This window comes from Delftia sp. 60, from assembly GCF_002754395.1.
Lineage (GTDB): Bacteria > Pseudomonadota > Gammaproteobacteria > Burkholderiales > Burkholderiaceae_C > Comamonas > Comamonas acidovorans.
The window spans coordinates 5,431,255-5,445,962 of the sequence record NZ_PEFD01000001.1 but is presented as its reverse complement, the minus strand read 5'-3'; the positions used below and the strand labels follow the sequence as shown (position 1 = coordinate 5,445,962).

Below are 14,708 nucleotides of genomic sequence, written 5' to 3'. Positions count from 1 at the left end.
TGCGGGGCGCTGCCATGATCAGAATCCTGGGCAGAAGTATTGGGGAATCGCTTCACCGCTGCCGAAGTAGGGCGCGCAACGTGCAGCCAGCGGAAGGTATTGGAGATGGCAGGTGTAGCCATCGGGGCAGGAGGTTGCTGTCGTGCCGCCTCCGCCTGAACTCAGCGTGCCATCGGCAGCCCGGACTTGCGTGGCATCGATGTTGTCCCTGTAGGCCTTTTGATTGGCCTGACTGCTGTCGGACAGGTCACGCTCGTTCTCGCGCCAGGCGACCATCACGCCGATCTGCCGGCGGTTGGCGCCGACTTCTTCACCCGGAGCAAGAAAGATGCTGGCCTGGCCCAGGGGCAGTGTGTTCTTGACCGTCTGCTTCCATACACCCAGGTCGTAGGCTGCCAAAAGCGTGCGGTTGCACGAGGCCGCCTGGCAATCGCCAGGGGCGGGCGTGGTGTTGAAATCGGCGACATAGGCATCGGCATCCCTCAGCACGCTGGGGTTGACCTTCATGCGCTCGCCCAGATCCTCGATCAGGCGGATGGCTTGTGCGCGCCGGACCGTGGTCTGGGTATCCGTCAGCGTACGCATCTGCGTGCCCAGAATGCCCAGGATGCCCAGCGCCGCCACGACGATGGCGACCAGGGATTCGATCATCGTGAGGCCTCGTTGGTTGCGGCGCTCTGCCGGCTTGCTGCGTTGGAGTCTGTGCATGTTGCTTTCTCTAGAACGGTTCAGGAGCAGGATTCGCTGCCCTTCATCTGCACGATCCTTCCGCCCGTGCCTGTGCAAAGACGGACGGCGCTTCGGTCGCTGGCGATCTTGCCTTCGGGAACGAGCAGGAGATCCATGGCCGCTGCCGCGGTACCACCTCCATGCGACAGCATGCCCCAGCGGTCCACGGCAATGGAGCCCGTGCTGTCGGCGAGGGTGATCTGGACGCGGGTCGGGGGCGCGGTCTGCTGCAGCACCGTGTTGCCGCTGGCCACTTGCCAGCCACACCCCCACTGGGTGTTTCCGGTGGCATTGGCGCAGCCATTGCCATTTGCGGCCTTGGCGATAGTGACGTTGCCGCCGCGCTTGAGGGCCTCGGAGCGGGCAAAATAAATCGTTGCCTGGAGATCCTCGGCAACCTGTCGCACCCGCCAGCGCTCCATCAATGGGGTGAAGCTGGGCGCTGCAAGGGCGGTGAGTATGGCCAGGATGGCGACCACCACCATCAGCTCAAGGGTGGTGAACCCTTTGCGGCGTCGGGCGGGTGCCTTGGCGTGTGTCAGCCGTTGTAGGTGCAATGCGTGCATGCGCAGATGCTAGGCATTGCACTCGCGGGCAGGTGAGCGAACCGGATGAATGGATGCGGCCGCTGGATGGATGGCGGGCCAGGGTTGTCGCAGGGGATTGTGGCTGGCCTGCGGCGCTACCGCGACCAGCATTCCGCCGCGCTGGTGCCGCTTGCGAGGTTCAGTGTCTCCCGCACACCCGTATGTGTCAGCGCGAAATCTCCACAGCGGTCCCCTATCTGTGAGCCTCGGCGCGTGGCGATCAGGGTATAGGCCTCGGTGGTGTTTCCTGAATCCAGGCTGATGGTGTAGCGCTTGCTGGAGTCGCGGGCCCAGGTCAGATCGACGGGGAGCTTGGTGGGGTAGACCCCGTTGGCCGTGGCTGCGCGCTCCAGCCATTGCTGGGCCTGCAGCAGGCCGGCGCGGGCATCGGCGCGGTGGACTCCGCGGATGTATTCGTTGTAGCTGGGCACGGCGACGGTGCCGAGGATGACTATGACGGCCACGACGATCATGAGTTCTATGAGTGTGAAGCCCGGGGGAGGAGGGCGGCGCATCGTGCGGCTCATTTCATTTGGCGCCAGCTGGGGCGCAGGGATTGCTCGGGCATGCGGGCGAGGACGTTGCGGCGGCCATCGGTGTCGTAGCCAATGACGTGATGGCCTTTGTTGAGCAATGTCTGGGATCCCCCGGAGATGGTTGCGCGCGAGGCTTCCTGATCCGCCGTGTCGTAGACGCCGTCGCCGTTGCTGTCCATCAATGGAACACTGGGCCGCTTGCCATCCATGATGTTCATGAGCGTCAGAAATTGGCTTTCCTCGCTCACATTGCAGGCGTCAGCGGGACGGCTTATGGCTTCACCAGGACGCCTGGAGGATCTGGCGGGTATCTGGCTATAGATCGCGAGGAGGTTGCTGCCGTCGTAGAAACTCATCGGCTTGAGCAGGCGCTCGCCTGACAGGGGAAGGTCCATGTACCAGCCTTTGTGCCGCGTCCAGTCGAGGTCGGTGGTGGAGTCCACTCGCCAGGTGCCACGGCCTACGATCCCTTGCGTCTGAGGGTTCACCGAGCGTTTGGCCAGCTCATCGATGCCGGGTACAGGGGCTGGACGCTGCCCTGCAGGCAGCTTGCACTCAGAGTCCGAGTCACCCGTGCAAGGCTGTACCCGGCCGTCCGCGAGCAGCTTGTAGCGGGTGTTGTCGAGGATGGAATAGATGCTCTGCACCGCCGTGTTGCCAGTGTCCTGCTGGGTGATGTTGCGTCCTGTGCCGAATGCCACCAGCATGCCGCCCACAGTCACGCGTTCATCGCTTCCTTTGGGTTCTGTGGTGACGCTGTACCGGTCATTGGTGCGTACGGACGCAGGGGCGGTAATGGGCTGGCGCAGCGCGCGAGAGGCCGTTGGCGAGCTGCCACCCATGGCGGTGTACAGCGGCCGGCCGTCGAAGGCCACGCTCCAAGCGGAGGAAGCATCGCTGGCGATGATGAATTTCCACAGATTGCCCTGGAGGTCGCCCGCATAGACCACATCGGGCCGGCCATCGCCATTGATGTCCACGAGGCGTGGTGCGGAGAGCCCATTGCTGGTGGTCTCCGGTGTGGTGCCGGTGGGGATGTCACCTGTGGCCACGATGCGCAGCAGCTCCTGGTTGCCATCGAGGTACTGGATCAGCAGCACGGGTCGCTGGTTGATGCTGTGGTAGCCGTTGCCCGTCACCAGAGCCCAGCGGTTGTTGTTCAACTGCGTGATCTGGATGCTGCGTTGCGGGTTGGCATCGTCCCGCACGGGGGCTTCAAGGATATGGCCCAGGTCCTTGTCTTCCTGGCAAGTGGTGCGCTGCCAGAGGTCGGCGGAGATGGCGCAGTCACCGGGATCTCTATTGCGGGTCTGGGTGCGGTCCAGCAGGACCAGCGTGCCGGCGCCGTGTTCGTTGAAAGCCTCTGGGTGCGTGATGTCCAGCACAAAGTAGCCTTTGGCACCGGCGCCCGGCATGCCTGCCAGCACGGTGCGCCACTGCGGGGATGCATGGCTGCCTGAGTTGATGTCGCCGCTCATGGCAGAGCCATCCACGAAGTAGCGATGCCGGGTGTCGTATTCGAGGTCGGAAAGGCGTGCCAGCCTCGAAATCACCCCACGGGGAATGTAGGCGATCTTCTCGCTGCCGTCAGTGGCAGAAAAGCCGTGCAGCATGCCGTCGTTGCCGCCCACGTAAATCATGGGCTGGCGCTTCTGCTGGGCGAGCGCATAGGCCGCGTAGCCCGGCAAAGGCGAGTTGTCCACGGGGCGGCCGGTATGCCAGATCTGGGAGTTGACGATATCGCCCTGGCGCGAGCCGCGTTGGCGAAAAGGGTGGGCCGGGTCAGGGCGCGGCGGTTGTCCCGCAGCTTCCATGCGGCGGTCGCCACGTATGAAGTTGAACCTGTGCTTGCCCAGTTTGTCTGCCCTGCCTTCGGCATCGACGCCGAAAGACGCCTTCTGGGGGCGGTCCAACTCATGCCATTGGAAAGGCACGCCCCTTTGCAGTCTGTCACTCCAGGTCAGGATCAGGCGCTCATTGAGTACCTGTTGATCACTGAGTGCATCCAGGTGGTCAGCCGTGCTTTTGCCTTGCCAGCCGGCTGCTGCGGTGATGCTCCCGTCGGCTTGGACCGTTTCTGCGTTGATCCAGCCGCTCCAGGCGGCTTTGGCACTGTAGCGGGCCGTGAATATGTCCACGCCTGCCTGTGCAATCACGCTGCCGTTGGAAGTGGCGGAGCTGCTGCGGCCCTTGGCATTGGCTGGCTGGCCTGTCAGGCAGTCTTCAATGGGCGTGGCAAATTCGTTGTCTTCTCTCTGTGCCAGGGAAACTGGCGTGCCTGCCTCAGAGAAACGTTGGGCCTGGCTGCTTTGCGCGGCCAGGAGTGCGGCGATCACGGCTGGCAGCAGGAGGGGGCGGAGCCCAGGATGGATGAGATAAGGCATGTCAGGCGTTCTGAATCAGTCGCGGCGCTTCTGGCGGACATAGGTCTGTTGCAGCACCACCTGGGTGCCGCTCTTGCGGCCGTGAGCGATGGCCGTGATGCGATAGATCACCTGGGGCTGCATGTAGAGGGCCAGACGTGGAGAGTCGTTGGCGATGAGACCTGAGTTCCCTGCGCTGGCGTCATAGGGCAGGATCTCTATCCAGTACCAACCCCCCTTTCCTGTCTCACGGTTTGCCAGGATGGGATTGCTCTTGCCTTCAGAAATGGCGCCCGTGAACTGGCCGTAGCGTGCGGCTACATCGGTGGCGGTCATCTGGCTCAGCGTGATCCCTTTGGTCTCGTCCACGTTGTTCCAGAAGTCCTGAGGCCCTGTGCGCTTGGTGCACAGGGCGTCTCGGCAGCTTGTGGGGGTGGCTCGGTTCAGGTTGGCCAGCAGCAGACCTACCTGCTGGGTTTCCTGGGGAAACTGGATGATGGTTGCAGCGTTGCGGCAGACGGATGGACGGCTGCTGTTGGCGATGCAGGCGGTGCCGTTGGCCTGTTCGCCTCGAATGTCCAGTTCGGCATCCTGCAGCAATGCCTGTGCAGCTTCGAGGGCGCGTTGGTAGTCGGCATCGTTGCCCACGAACATCTCGTTGAACAGGGCGCTGCGCGATGCCCAAAGTGCCAGCAGCATGGAAAGCATGACCAGGGTGATCACGATGAACAGTGCGACGCCTTTCTGACGCTGCGCGGCACAGGTGTGGGCATGCCGCATGCCTGCTGCTTTGGCGGTCATCCAGCCATCCCCTGGCTGCGCAACTGATACACGCTGCGAAAGACCATGTGCAGGCGCCGGGTCCTGGGCGCCGGCAGCGTGGTCATGTCGATGGATTTGGCTGTGCCGTCACTGCTTGCGCAATCGGTGTAGCGGCTGTCGGCGGGCATGTTGATGACTTCGATCCCGAAAAGCACCAGACAGACCTCGGCGGCAACGACGCGTGACCAGTCCTGGCCCACGGCGGCTGCGTTGACGTACTGCAGGCGTGCATCACCTTTCGGCGACTGGATCAGATAGCGCACCTGGAAGTTGGCGACGTTCTGGGCCAGTGGCTGGGCTCCCGCAGAGGGTGCTCCGGTGCAGCGCAGGGTGTTTTTGCGGGCGTCCAGCGCAAAGCGGCTCAGGATCAGGTTGTGGCTGTTGGCCTGGCCCAGGCAATTGCGCTGCAGTGAAGTTTCGATGGCCGAGCCGTGCAGCGGTTGCGTGTAGTTGCTGTAGCCCACGGTGAGCTTGTATTGAGCGCGGCCTGGCGCATCAAGGCCCAGGATGGTGTCGTGCGCAGGGTCGAAATCTTGTGCGCTCGCCTCGAATGCAACGGGGTCCGCCACGTCAACGGTGTCTGTTCCCTTTTTTGCAGACGAGAGAAGCAGCCGAAGAGACCCCGCCTGCCGGATCTGCCGGCCCATGACGCGGAAGATGTGGGATGCCTGCTGCTGCAGCTGGCTGGCATCGCTGACGGTGCCGGAGACGGCGCGTGATGCCATGAGTGCGCCCAGGGCCACGCCGATGATCAACAGTCCCAGGAGAAGGCCCACCAGCAGTTCGACCAGGCTCAGGCCGCGTTGATCAGGCTGCATAAGCGTTGCGGCGGCGATGCGGGTGTGCTTCATGGGCTTGCGCAGAAGAACTGGACTGCGTTGTTGGCAAGATATGGCGCGCAACGAGCGCTGAGCGCTATGTATTGCAGGTGGCAGGTTCTGCCGGTGGGGCAGGCCATGGCTTCGTCGCCGTGTGTGCCATCGCTATGGAGTCCGATGGGTTTTTTGTAGCCGGCTTTGCTGGATTTCTCGTTTTCACGCCAGCTGATCACGATGCCCAGGTGGCGTCCGTTGCTGGTGTCGTCTGCTGCAGGGAAGACCTTGGCGGCTCCGCCTGGCAGCAGTTGGTGCACGGAAGCCTTCCACAGCGCGAGGTTGTAGCTGGCCAGCGTTTCCGGGTCGCATGGTGTGGCGCTGCAGTCGGCGGTGGATTCAGGGGTGTGATCCCAATCGGATTCGTAGTTGCCCATCTGCCCAAGGGAGTTGGGATTGGCGTGGGTGCGCTCGCTGAAGTCTTCGATCAACCGGATGGCCTGAGCGCGGCGCACGCCGCTTTGGGTGTCGGCCAGGGTGCGCATCTGCAGGCTCAGGATTCCCAGAACACCCAAGGCCGTGACGACGGTGGCAACCAGGGTTTCGATCAGGGTGAAGCCTTTGGCGTGCCGAGCTTGGGTGCTTGTCAGGCGCATGGAATGCCCTCCCGGCCGACCACCCGGATACGTCCGCCGGACGAAACGCAGATGCCTTTCGCTGCAGCAGAGACGAGGCCGGCGGAAGATGGGGCGACGGCGAAGCCCATGGCTGTGAATCCACCCATTTGCCCCCACCGGTCCACACTGATGATGGCGGCGGATCTGGAGCGGATGACAAGGGTGCGAGCGGGAGTGTCGAAGCGCTGCAGTTCTTCCCGGGGATCCCAGCGCTTGTTGCCATTGCGGTCAACGAACACCACCCAGCCACAGCCCCAGTCCGCGTGACGTGCAGCCAGAGTGCATCCGTTGGTGCCTTGGGGTAGTTTCTGGATGAAGACGCCGCCCCCGCGCCGGACGGCTTCGGAGCGCGCGTATTGCAGCGTCGACTGCAGACCCTCCAAGGTCTGGCGAACGCGCCATCGCTCGATGATGAGGTGGAAGCTGGGTGCTGCCAGCGTGGTCAGCACGGCGAGGATGGCGCCGACCACCATCAGCTCGATGGCCGTGAAGCCTTTTGCGCCCGGGTGGGCCTGAGGCCAGGTCGATGACATGTCTTGAATCCCTCCCCGTCGATCTGCTTGCGAAGCGCTGGTTGTTTTTGCGCGCTGCTCAATCTATTGGGGTTCTCCGTACATGTCTTTCAGACAAATCTGTTTCTGTCCTCAACAATTAGGAGTCGTGCTGTTGGTGCAGGGTCATTCGGCATGACGATGCGTCAAAAAATCCAATGGTGACAAGGTATTGCCGGCTTTGCCGCTATCGGACTCGGGGGTAGGACTGTTTTTTGTTGGGGGAGCGCTCAGCGCTGCTGTCTGCCGGGTGGCGGCCGGGTATATCCGGCGCATGCCCCGGCGTTGTGCCTGCCCTGGCATTCGCGGTACAGCCGCTTGTCGCGTTGCTCGGGCGATTCCTCGGAGCTGCTGCGCTGGGTTGGAACACGGACCCGCTGTCCGCCTTTTTTGCGCTTGGCGCCTTGCGCGGCTGAGGTGTCGGAGCGGTGGGGGCTCGCCTGGGTCGGCAGGACCAGGCATAGGGCCGCGACCATGCTCAGCAGGGCGCATTGCTGCCGATGTGCGCGCCAGGTTGCAGCAGTGAATGAAAAACGCGTTGCCATGGTGTTGCCCTCCCGTGATCTATGAATGTCTGCAGGTTTCGTGGCATTCTGGGCGGGCTGTCGGCCGGCGCGGTGTGGGGCCACAAAGCATGTGTGGAAGCTGGACAGGGCGCGCTTGTTATAATCCCAGGGTTTTGCATGGTGCAAGACGCACGTCGGGGCCTTTCCAGTCCCGGCGCAAGTAACCAAGGCTGCCTCCCTGCTTTTGTCTGTGAGGGGCCAATTTCAAAGGAAAAAAAATGATCGCATCTTCCGTGAAGGCTGAAGTCGTCAAGTCCAACGCACGCTCTGCCAACGATACTGGCAGCCCAGAAGTGCAAGTGGCCCTGCTGACCGCACGCATCAACGAGCTGACCCCTCACTTCAAGCAACACGCCAAGGACCACCACGGTCGTCGCGGCCTGCTGCGCATGGTGAGCCGTCGTCGCAAGCTGCTGGACTACCTCAAGTCCAAGGACGCTGATCGCTACACCGCACTGATCGCCAAGCTGGGCCTGCGCAAGTAAGCACGGTGGGAGATCAAAACGCCTGAGTTAGCCTGTCTAGCTCAGGCGTTTTTTACTTCGGAGAATGCAAGACAGAGCGAAGCTGTGTCATTCCAATGCTGCTGATTTGATAGCAGTGAATCCAGCACTGGAATGGCATCGTGTTCTGAATTGCTCTCCATCATGGCCCGGTGAGTGCATCGGTCCACCCATTCCAAAGGAGCAACAATGTCCATCTTCAACAAAGTCACCAAGACCTTCCAGTGGGGCCAGCACACGGTCACCATGGAAACCGGCGAGATCGCCCGCCAGGCTTCCGGCGCCGTGCTGGTCAACATCGATGACACCGTGGTGCTGGCCACCGTGGTGGCGTCCAAGCAGGCCAAGTCCGGCCAGGACTTCTTCCCGCTGACCGTCGATTACATCGAGAAGACCTACGCCGCAGGCAAGATCCCCGGCAGCTTCTTCAAGCGCGAAGCCAAGCCCAGCGAACTCGAAACCCTGACCAGCCGCCTGATCGACCGCCCGATCCGCCCGCTGTTCCCCGAAGGTTTCTACAACGACGTGCACGTGGTCATCCACACCGTGTCGCTGAACCCCGAAGTCGATGCCGACATCGCCGCCCTGATCGCCACCTCGGCTGCCCTGTCCGTGTCGGGCATTCCCTTCAATGGCCCCATCGGTGCCGCCCGCGTGGGCTACATCAATGGCGAGTACGTGCTCAACCCCGGTCAGACCCAGCGCAAGGATTCGCAGATGGATCTGGTCGTGGCCGGCACCGAAGCCGCCGTGCTGATGGTGGAGTCCGAGGCGCAGCAACTGCCTGAAGACGTGATGCTGGGCGCCGTGGTCTTTGGCCACGAGCAAGGCCGCATCGCCATCGAAGCCATCCATGAACTGGTGCGCGAAGCCGGCAAGCCCGTCTGGGACTGGGTCGCTCCCGCCAAGGATGAAGAGCTGATCGCCAAGGTGGCGGCACTGGGCGACGAAGCCCTGCGCACGGCCTACCAGATCCGCAACAAGCAAAGCCGCACGCAAGCCTGCCGCGAAGCCTACGCCGCCGTGAAGGCCGGCCTGACGGCCCAGGGCGTGGAGTTCGACGGCGTCAAGGTCGAAGGCATGCTGTTCGACATCGAGGCACGCATCGTTCGCAGCCAGATCCTGGCCGGCGAGCCGCGCATCGACGGCCGTGACACGCGCACCGTGCGCCCCATCGAAATCCGCAACTCCGTGCTGCCCCGCACGCACGGCTCGGCCCTGTTCACGCGCGGCGAGACGCAGGCCCTGGTCGTGTCCACGCTGGGCACCGAGCGTGACGCGCAGCGCATCGACGCGCTGGCTGGCGAGTTCGAGGACCGCTTCCTGTTCCACTACAACATGCCTCCCTTTGCCACCGGCGAAGTGGGCCGCATGGGCTCGACCAAGCGCCGCGAAATCGGCCACGGCCGTCTGGCAAAGCGCGCCCTGGCGGCCTGCCTGCCCAGCAAGGAAGAATTCCCCTACACCATCCGCGTGGTGTCGGAAATCACCGAGTCCAACGGTTCCTCGTCCATGGCTTCGGTCTGCGGCGGCTGCCTGTCGATGATGGATGCAGGCGTTCCGATGAAGGCCCACGTGGCCGGCATCGCCATGGGCTTGATCAAGGAAGACAACCGCTTCGCCGTGCTGACCGATATCCTGGGTGATGAAGATCATCTGGGCGACATGGACTTCAAGGTGGCTGGCACCACCAGCGGCATCACTGCGCTGCAGATGGACATCAAGATCCAGGGCATCACCAAGGAAATCATGCAGGTCGCCCTGGCCCAGGCCAAGGAAGCGCGCATGCACATCCTGGGCAAGATGCAGGAAGCCATGGGCGAAGCCAAGGCCGAGATCTCGTCCTTCGCTCCCAAGCTGTACACGATGAAGATCAACCCCGAGAAGATCCGTGACGTGATCGGCAAGGGCGGTTCCACCATCCGTGCACTGACCGAAGAGACCGGCACTCAGATCGACATCGGCGAAGACGGCACCATCACCATCGCCTCCAGCGATGCCGCCAAGGCCGACGAAGCCAAGCGCCGCATCGAAGAGATCACGGCCGAAGTCGAAATCGGCAAGATCTACGAAGGCCCGGTCACCAAGATCCTGGACTTCGGCGCTCTCGTGAACCTGCTGCCCGGCAAGGACGGTCTGCTGCACATCAGCCAGATTGCCCACGAGCGCGTGGAGCGCGTCGCCGACTACCTGCAGGAAGGCCAGATCATCAAGGTCAAGGTCATGGAGACCGACGAAAAGGGTCGTGTCAAGCTGTCGCTGAAGGCGTTGACCGAGCGTCCTGCCGGCATGGAGCGCAGCGAGCGCCCCGCGCCTGCCGAGCGTGAGTTCCGCCAGCCGCGTGAGCCCCGCCAGCAGCGCGAGTTCCGCGAGCCGCGTGAACCCCGCGAGCCCCGTGACGGCGGCCGTCCGGCTGCCGAGGGCGAGCAGCAACAGCAACAGCAGCAGCAGCAGTAATGCCCGGCAAGGCCATTCCCCAAAAGGGGGTGGCCTTGCAGGTGCGTGTGGTGACTGGCAAAAAGCGCTGACCTGTTCAGCGCTTGTGGCATTTTGACAGGGATTGCGAGGTCGAAAGATGGAAAAGCAAATCATGCGTGCCGTGGAACTCACGGACTTTGGCGCTCCCGAGGTATTGCGCCTGGGCGAGCGTCCGCTGCCCGTTGCGGGTGCGCAGGAGTTGCTGATCCAGGTGTCGGCGAGTGGTGTCAATCGCCCTGATGTGTTGCAGCGCAAGGGGCACTATGCTCCGCCGCCTGGCGCCTCCGATCTGCCCGGACTGGAAGTGGCTGGGGTGATCGTGTCGGGCGACGACGAAGCCATGCGGCTGGCAGGCCTGCGCGTGGGAGACCGCGTGTGCGCGCTGCTGGCCGGCGGTGGCTATGCGGAGTACTGCGTTGCGCCCGTGGCCCAGTGCCTGCCCATCCCGGCAGGGCTCAGCGAGGTGGAGGCTTCGGCATTGCCCGAGACCTTCTTCACCGTCTGGAGCAATGTGTTCGACCGCGGTGCCTTGCAGGCAGGTGAAACCCTGCTGGTGCAGGGCGGCAGCAGCGGCATCGGCGTGACGGCCATCCAGCTGGCCAAGGCGCGCGGCGCCACGGTCATCGTGACCGCTGGCTCCGATGCCAAGTGCGCCGACTGCCTCAAGCTGGGTGCCGACCATGCCATCAACTACCGTACCCAGGACTTTGCCGCGGAGGTGCAGCGCATCACCGAAGGCAGGGGCGTGGACGTGATCCTGGACATGGTGGCGGGTGGCTATGTGGCACGCGAAGTGCAAAGCCTGGCAGAGGATGGCCGCCTGGTCATCATTGCGGTGCAGGGTGGCATCAAGGCAGAGTTCGACGCGGGCCTGGTCCTGCGTCGCCGTCTGCTGGTGACGGGCTCCACACTGCGTCCGCGGCCTGTGGCTTTCAAGGCAGCCATCGCCCAGGCCCTGCGCCGCGAGGTCTGGCCGCTCATCGAGGCAGGCGGCATTCGTCCTGTGATCCATAGCACCTTTGCTGCCGCTGATGCCGACAAGGCGCACGCGCTGATGGAGTCGAGTCAGCACACCGGCAAAATCGTTTTGACGTGGTAACCATGAAGAAGAAACTCATCGTCGGCAACTGGAAGATGAATGGCAGCCTGGCTGCCAATGCCGGTTTGCTCAAGGCCCTCAAGGAGGGTCTGCCCGAGGGGGCAATGCGGGCGTGGCTGTGGCCGTGCCTGCCGTCTATCTGGCCCAGACCCAGGCTGAGCTTGAAGGCTCGGCCATCGGCGTGGCCGCGCAGGACGTGTCGCAGCATGAATCGGGTGCCTATACGGGCGAGCTGTCGGCCGCAATGCTTAGGGATTTTGGCGTGCGCTATACGCTGGTGGGGCACTCGGAGCGTCGCCAGTACCATGGCGAAACCGATGCCGTGGTGGCGCTGAAGGCGCAGGCTGCGCTGGCCAAGGGCGTTACGCCCATCGTCTGTGTGGGTGAAACGCTGGCGGAGCGCGAGGCGGGGCAGACCGAAGAAGTGGTCAAGCGCCAGCTGGCGGCCGTGATCCACCAGGTGGGCCAGTGCATCAATGAGCTGGTCGTGGCCTATGAGCCTGTCTGGGCCATTGGCACAGGAAGGACCGCCACGCCGGAGCAGGCCCAGCAGGTGCATGCCGTGCTGCGCGCCCAGCTGGCGGCTGCCAGCCAGCAGGCCGATCGCATCGCCTTGCTGTACGGCGGCAGCATGAATGCCTCCAATGCAGCCCAGCTGCTGGCCCAGGCCGACATTGATGGTGGCCTGGTGGGCGGAGCCTCGCTCAAGGCGGCCGATTTCTTGACCATCATCGCTGCGGCCCAGTAAGCCGGGGCGGTTTTTCCATTCGCTTTTTTAGCTCTCGCGTTACTAGCAGGTACAACCAATGAATGCATTCGCAAGCGTGATCCTCGCCGTTCAGATGCTGTCGGCTCTCGGCATGATCGGCCTGATCCTGATTCAACACGGCAAGGGTGCCGACATGGGCGCCTCGTTCGGCAGCGGCAGCTCCGGCAGCCTGTTCGGTGCCTCCGGCAGCGCCAACTTCCTGTCGCGCTCCACGGCAGGCCTGGCCACGGTGTTCTTCGTGGCCACACTGGCGCTGGCCTATCTGAGCAATGCGCGTCCGGTCAGCTCGGGCAGCGTGCTGGAAGGTGCCGCACCCATCACGGCTCCGGCTCCTGCGGCCTCTGGCGCTGCTGGCGAAGTGCCCGCTCCTGCTGCAGGTCAGGCGCCTGCTGCCGGTGCTGAAGGCGCTGCCCAGATCCCTACGAAATAATTTCGAACAAAGTCCTCGGTCCTCCGGGTCCGAGGGTTTTTCAGAGTAGAATCTAGAGATTGTTCGGTAGGCGGAATCTTTGCAACGGAGATAAAGAGCCAGCCGAAATCAAGACTTGCCGTCGTGGTGAAATTGGTAGACACGCTATCTTGAGGGGGTAGTGGCGAAAGCTGTGCGAGTTCGAGTCTCGCCGACGGCACCAAGATATAACTAAGAGCCTGCCCTGCTGATCAGGCTGATCGGTGCGGGCATGCCTTTCAAGGTAGCCGCACACGATGAACATCGACCAGTATCTTCCCGTTCTTTTGTTCATTCTCGTCGGCATGGGTGTCGGCGTGGTCCCCCTGGTACTGGGGTATGTGCTGGGTCCGAACCGACCCGATGCCGCCAAGAACTCCCCCTATGAATGTGGCTTCGAGGCCTTCGAAGACGCGCGCATGAAGTTCGATGTGCGCTACTACCTCGTCGCCATCCTGTTCATCCTGTTTGATTTGGAAATCGCCTTTCTGCTGCCCTGGGCCGTTGCGCTTCGGGACGTGGGTGGGGCTGGTTTCGCCGCTGTCCTGATTTTCCTGACCGTTCTCGTCGTGGGCTTTGTCTACGAATGGAAGAAGGGTGCGTTGGACTGGGACTGAAGCGGGTTCACTAAGGAAACACGATGATCGAAGGCGTGATGAAAGAAGGCTTCATCACCACGAGTTACGACTCTGTGGTGAATTGGGCCAAGACGGGCTCGCTGTGGCCCATGACATTTGGTCTGGCCTGCTGCGCGGTGGAGATGATGCACGCTGCGGCGGCGCGTTACGACATCGGTCGCTTTGGCTCGGAAGTCTTCCGTGCCAGCCCGCGGCAGTCGGACCTGATGATTGTGGCCGGCACCCTGTGCAACAAGATGGCGCCCGCCATGCGCAAGGTCTATGACCAGATGTCCGAGCCCCGCTGGGTCATCTCCATGGGCTCGTGCGCCAACGGCGGCGGCTACTACCACTACAGCTATTCCGTGGTGCGCGGCTGTGACCGCATCGTGCCGGTCGATGTCTATGTGCCTGGCTGCCCCCCCACGGCGGAAGCCCTGATCTACGGCATCATCCAGCTGCAGCAGAAGATCCGCCGCACCCATACCATCGCTCGCGTCTAAGGGCTAGATGATGACTGCTATTGCGATTCACCCCGAAGTGCTTCGGGATGTGGTGGCTGCTGCCTTGGGCGACAAGGCGCGCAGCGTGACCGTGGCCCTGGGCGAGGTGACGGTCGAAGTGTCCGCGGCCCAGTATCTGGAGGCCATGCAGGTTCTGCACACCGCCCCGGATTGCCGGTTCGAGGTCCTGGTGGACCTGTGCGGCGTGGACTACTCCACCTATGCAGAAGTCGGGCGTGAAGGCCCGCGCTTTGCCGTGGTATCCCACCTGCTGTCGATCAGCCTGAACCAGCGCCTGCGCGTTCGTGTTTTTTGCACCGACGACGATTTCCCGGTGGTGGCTTCCGTCACTTCCGTCTGGGCGGGTGCGAACTGGTTCGAGCGCGAGGCGTTCGACCTGTTCGGCATCGTCTTCGACGGCCATGACGACCTGCGCCGCATCCTGACCGACTACGGCTTCATCGGCCATCCCTTCCGCAAGGACTTCCCGCTGTCGGGCCATGTGGAAATGCGCTATGACCCCGAGCAACAGCGCGTGGTGTACCAGCCGGTCACCATCGAGCCCCGCGAGATCACGCCGCGGATCATCCGCGAAGATAACTACGGGGGCCTGCACTGAAGGCGCTCCAGGCGCCTTTTTGATGGACG

16 protein-coding genes, 1 tRNA gene and 1 pseudogene are annotated in these 14,708 nt (G+C 63.1%); 9 read left to right on the top strand and 9 right to left on the bottom strand.

Annotation, left to right across the window (positions count from 1 at the left end):
- Nucleotides 1-18: 18 nt before the first annotated feature.
- The 9 genes from pilV (CLV01_RS24510) to CLV01_RS24470 all read right to left on the bottom strand — a co-directional run bounded on the left by pilV (CLV01_RS24510) (nt 19) and on the right by CLV01_RS24470 (nt 7,622).
- Nucleotides 19-708 (bottom strand): type IV pilus modification protein PilV, encoded by a 690-nt coding sequence (pilV, locus tag CLV01_RS24510; protein ID WP_043782677.1) that lies wholly within the window; start codon nt 706-708, stop codon nt 19-21.
- Between the two features lie 20 nt (nt 709-728).
- Nucleotides 729-1,295 carry a GspH/FimT family pseudopilin gene (locus CLV01_RS24505; protein ID WP_099732995.1) on the bottom strand — a complete coding sequence of 189 codons (567 nt, stop codon included), beginning with the start codon at nt 1,293-1,295 and terminating at the stop codon, nt 729-731.
- Nucleotides 1,296-1,411: 116 nt separating this feature from the next.
- Nucleotides 1,412-1,831, bottom strand: a complete 420-nt coding sequence (locus CLV01_RS24500; protein ID WP_099735064.1) for a type IV pilin protein — start codon at nt 1,829-1,831, stop codon at nt 1,412-1,414.
- Nucleotides 1,832-1,839: 8 nt separating this feature from the next.
- Nucleotides 1,840-4,188, bottom strand: coding sequence for a pilus assembly protein (locus CLV01_RS24495; RefSeq protein WP_257221496.1), 2,349 nt, complete (start codon nt 4,186-4,188; stop codon nt 1,840-1,842).
- Between the two features lie 63 nt (nt 4,189-4,251).
- On the bottom strand, nt 4,252-5,016 hold the full coding sequence (locus CLV01_RS24490) for a pilus assembly PilX family protein (protein WP_099732997.1): 765 nt from the start codon (nt 5,014-5,016) through the stop codon (nt 4,252-4,254).
- Nucleotides 5,013-5,888, bottom strand: a complete 876-nt coding sequence (locus CLV01_RS24485; RefSeq protein ID WP_099732998.1) for a PilW family protein — start codon at nt 5,886-5,888, stop codon at nt 5,013-5,015. The genes CLV01_RS24490 and CLV01_RS24485 overlap by 4 nt, the downstream gene beginning before the upstream one ends.
- Complete coding sequence (gene pilV / locus CLV01_RS24480) at nt 5,885-6,505, bottom strand: type IV pilus modification protein PilV (RefSeq protein ID WP_099732999.1); 621 nt, start codon at nt 6,503-6,505, stop codon at nt 5,885-5,887. The genes CLV01_RS24485 and pilV (CLV01_RS24480) overlap by 4 nt, the downstream gene beginning before the upstream one ends.
- A complete protein-coding gene (locus tag CLV01_RS24475; RefSeq protein ID WP_099733000.1) occupies nt 6,496-7,059 on the bottom strand; it encodes a GspH/FimT family pseudopilin in 564 nt (187 codons plus the stop codon). Before CLV01_RS24475 ends, pilV (CLV01_RS24480) begins: the two co-directional genes overlap by 10 nt.
- A gap of 248 nt (nt 7,060-7,307) precedes the next feature.
- Nucleotides 7,308-7,622: a hypothetical protein gene (locus CLV01_RS24470; RefSeq protein WP_099733001.1), complete on the bottom strand. Its 315-nt coding sequence runs from the start codon at nt 7,620-7,622 to the stop codon at nt 7,308-7,310.
- A gap of 239 nt (nt 7,623-7,861) precedes the next feature.
- Here CLV01_RS24470 and rpsO point away from each other — a divergent pair, with 239 nt between their 5' ends.
- The 9 genes and pseudogenes from rpsO to CLV01_RS24425 all read left to right on the top strand — a co-directional run bounded on the left by rpsO (nt 7,862) and on the right by CLV01_RS24425 (nt 14,679).
- Entirely contained in the window at nt 7,862-8,128 is a 267-nt protein-coding gene (rpsO, locus tag CLV01_RS24465; protein ID WP_012206984.1) for a 30S ribosomal protein S15, read from the top strand.
- 207 nt (nt 8,129-8,335) lie between these two features.
- A complete protein-coding gene (gene pnp / locus CLV01_RS24460; protein ID WP_099733002.1) occupies nt 8,336-10,603 on the top strand; it encodes a polyribonucleotide nucleotidyltransferase in 2,268 nt (755 codons plus the stop codon).
- Between the two features lie 118 nt (nt 10,604-10,721).
- On the top strand, nt 10,722-11,723 hold the full coding sequence (locus CLV01_RS24455) for an NAD(P)H-quinone oxidoreductase (protein ID WP_012206982.1): 1,002 nt from the start codon (nt 10,722-10,724) through the stop codon (nt 11,721-11,723).
- 2 nt (nt 11,724-11,725) lie between these two features.
- Nucleotides 11,726-12,471, top strand: a pseudogene (gene tpiA, locus CLV01_RS24450) (triose-phosphate isomerase).
- Nucleotides 12,472-12,529: 58 nt separating this feature from the next.
- Nucleotides 12,530-12,922: a preprotein translocase subunit SecG gene (gene secG, locus CLV01_RS24445; RefSeq protein WP_012206980.1), complete on the top strand. Its 393-nt coding sequence runs from the start codon at nt 12,530-12,532 to the stop codon at nt 12,920-12,922.
- 117 nt (nt 12,923-13,039) lie between these two features.
- Nucleotides 13,040-13,124 (top strand) — tRNA-Leu (locus CLV01_RS24440).
- A 73-nt stretch (nt 13,125-13,197) separates the two neighbouring features.
- The gene (locus tag CLV01_RS24435; RefSeq protein WP_012206979.1) at nt 13,198-13,557 is read left to right on the top strand and encodes an NADH-quinone oxidoreductase subunit A; all 360 of its coding nucleotides are present in this window, start codon (nt 13,198-13,200) and stop codon (nt 13,555-13,557) included.
- A gap of 23 nt (nt 13,558-13,580) precedes the next feature.
- On the top strand, nt 13,581-14,060 hold the full coding sequence (locus CLV01_RS24430; protein ID WP_012206978.1) for a NuoB/complex I 20 kDa subunit family protein: 480 nt from the start codon (nt 13,581-13,583) through the stop codon (nt 14,058-14,060).
- Nucleotides 14,061-14,070: 10 nt separating this feature from the next.
- Nucleotides 14,071-14,679, top strand: coding sequence for an NADH-quinone oxidoreductase subunit C (locus CLV01_RS24425; protein WP_043783660.1), 609 nt, complete (start codon nt 14,071-14,073; stop codon nt 14,677-14,679).
- Nucleotides 14,680-14,708: the final 29 nt, after the last annotated feature.

Coding starts and splice junctions, on each gene's coding strand:
- pilV (WP_043782677.1), bottom strand. CDS start 708: ATGCACAGACTCCAACGCAGCAAGCCGGCAGAGCGCCGCAACCAACGA.
- CLV01_RS24505 (WP_099732995.1), bottom strand. CDS start 1,295: ATGCACGCATTGCACCTACAACGGCTGACACACGCCAAGGCACCCGCC.
- CLV01_RS24500 (WP_099735064.1), bottom strand. CDS start 1,831: ATGCGCCGCCCTCCTCCCCCGGGCTTCACACTCATAGAACTCATGATC.
- CLV01_RS24490 (WP_099732997.1), bottom strand. CDS start 5,016: ATGACCGCCAAAGCAGCAGGCATGCGGCATGCCCACACCTGTGCCGCG.
- CLV01_RS24485 (WP_099732998.1), bottom strand. CDS start 5,888: ATGAAGCACACCCGCATCGCCGCCGCAACGCTTATGCAGCCTGATCAA.
- pilV (WP_099732999.1), bottom strand. CDS start 6,505: ATGCGCCTGACAAGCACCCAAGCTCGGCACGCCAAAGGCTTCACCCTG.
- CLV01_RS24475 (WP_099733000.1), bottom strand. CDS start 7,059: ATGTCATCGACCTGGCCTCAGGCCCACCCGGGCGCAAAAGGCTTCACG.
- CLV01_RS24470 (WP_099733001.1), bottom strand. CDS start 7,622: ATGGCAACGCGTTTTTCATTCACTGCTGCAACCTGGCGCGCACATCGG.
- rpsO (WP_012206984.1), top strand. CDS start 7,862: ATGATCGCATCTTCCGTGAAGGCTGAAGTCGTCAAGTCCAACGCACGC.
- pnp (WP_099733002.1), top strand. CDS start 8,336: ATGTCCATCTTCAACAAAGTCACCAAGACCTTCCAGTGGGGCCAGCAC.
- CLV01_RS24455 (WP_012206982.1), top strand. CDS start 10,722: ATGGAAAAGCAAATCATGCGTGCCGTGGAACTCACGGACTTTGGCGCT.
- secG (WP_012206980.1), top strand. CDS start 12,530: ATGAATGCATTCGCAAGCGTGATCCTCGCCGTTCAGATGCTGTCGGCT.
- CLV01_RS24435 (WP_012206979.1), top strand. CDS start 13,198: ATGAACATCGACCAGTATCTTCCCGTTCTTTTGTTCATTCTCGTCGGC.
- CLV01_RS24430 (WP_012206978.1), top strand. CDS start 13,581: ATGATCGAAGGCGTGATGAAAGAAGGCTTCATCACCACGAGTTACGAC.
- CLV01_RS24425 (WP_043783660.1), top strand. CDS start 14,071: ATGACTGCTATTGCGATTCACCCCGAAGTGCTTCGGGATGTGGTGGCT.